Raw genomic sequence first — 1,494 nt, 5'->3', positions numbered from 1 at the left:
ATGCAATAGCCGTAGACGAGGGGCATCGACTGCTGCTGGGCGAAGCCGACCGTCGGCGCATGGATCACCCCGAACAGCGCCAGCACGCCCCCGGCCAGCGCTGCCGCCACGCCGCGCAGCGGCTTGTCGGTGATGGCGAAGACCGTGATGCAGCCCCAGATCATGCTGCTCAGCGGCGCCCCGTTGCCGAGATTCGACAGCCCCTGATAGTAGACGCCCTTCTTGGCGAGGGCATCGACGCCCACGGTGCGTGCCGTCGTCCCGGCGGCCGACAACGTGTTGTTGGTCAGCGTCAGCGCCCAGTTCGCGATCCAGGGGAACATGGTCACGAAGATGACCGGCACCTCCTCGCGCGGCGATTCGCGCACCACCTGATTGGCCGTGACGACGCCGATATAGACGAGGATCGGGACCACCGCGACCATCGGGATCAGCGCCAGCAGGAAGGCACCGAGGCCGAACAGCGTCACCAGGAACATCGAGGCGCCGGTGAAGAGGGTGTAGCCCGTGCCCGCACCGATCGATTTCCAGCCGGCATGGCCGATATAGACCGTCACCGGAAACGGGTTGCCGAAGAAGGCGCCGAGCGTCGAGGACAGCCCGTTCGCCATCATCACCTTCCGCGTCGGGTAGGGATCGCCGGCGGCGTGAGCGCTCTCGATGTTCTCGAGGTCGAACACGTAGTTGGCGAGACCGAGCGGAACGGCGGAGGCGAGATAGGGCAGCGCATGCGGCAGGCCCTGCAGGAAGCTCGAGATGTGCAGCACCGGCGGGTTGAAGCCGAAGGTGCCGAGCGAACGCTGGATTTCGGCCGGGCTCTGCAGGCCGAAGACCCAGGCCAACGCCGTGCCGGTCGCGAGCAGCAGGAAGCCGGTCGGCACCTTGCCGAAGATCGGCTTCTTGCCGAACCAGTTGATGAAGATCAGGACGAGCACGACGAAGGCCACCATCGGCGTCTCGAAGGACTGCAGCATCGGGTTCATCGCAAGCAGCAGCAGGCCGAGTCCGGCGAGGCAGGACAGCAGGACCGTGCGCGGAATGGTCTGGCGGATCGTTTCGCCCAGGAAGGAGCCGAGGACGAGGATCATCGCCTCGACGAAGCACCAGACCAGGGCGATCTGCAGCGCGAATTCGGCATCCTTGGTCTGGAGATAGACCGGCAGGATGACGAGGAAGGTGACGGTGAAGATGGACGGCGCGCTCGGGCCCGAGGGCAGCGCGGTGACGTCGGAGCGGCCGGAGGATTTCACCAGCTTGTAGGCGAAATAGGTGTACCAGAGGCTCGCAGCGAAGATCGCGAGGCCGAAGGCCGGCGCGATCCGCCCGTAGACCATCTCCTTTGGGAAGCCGACGACGAAGAGCAGCAGGCCGATCATCGTCAGCAGATTGGTCAGGTTGTTGGCCAGCAGGCCGAAATAGCCGCCCCAATCGCCCTTGCGCCAGAAAAACGACCTGTCCACCTGCGTCCTCCCTTCCCCGAAGCGCGCGGCAAGG

At 65.5% G+C, this 1,494-nt stretch carries 1 protein-coding gene; it reads right to left on the bottom strand.

Annotation, left to right across the window (positions count from 1 at the left end; all coding sequences use genetic code 11):
• Positions 1-1,460, bottom strand: a 1,460-nt coding sequence (locus ACIPIA_RS16110; protein ID WP_400510983.1) for a SulP family inorganic anion transporter, incomplete at its 3' end; no start/stop codon positions are given.
• Between the last annotated feature and the right edge of the window lie 34 nt (positions 1,461-1,494).

This window comes from Allobosea sp. CER48 (assembly GCF_044752385.1).
Classification (GTDB): Bacteria; Pseudomonadota; Alphaproteobacteria; order Rhizobiales; family Beijerinckiaceae; genus Allobosea.
Note: the sequence above shows the minus strand (reverse complement) of the source record. Positions and strands in the feature narration are given on the sequence as shown.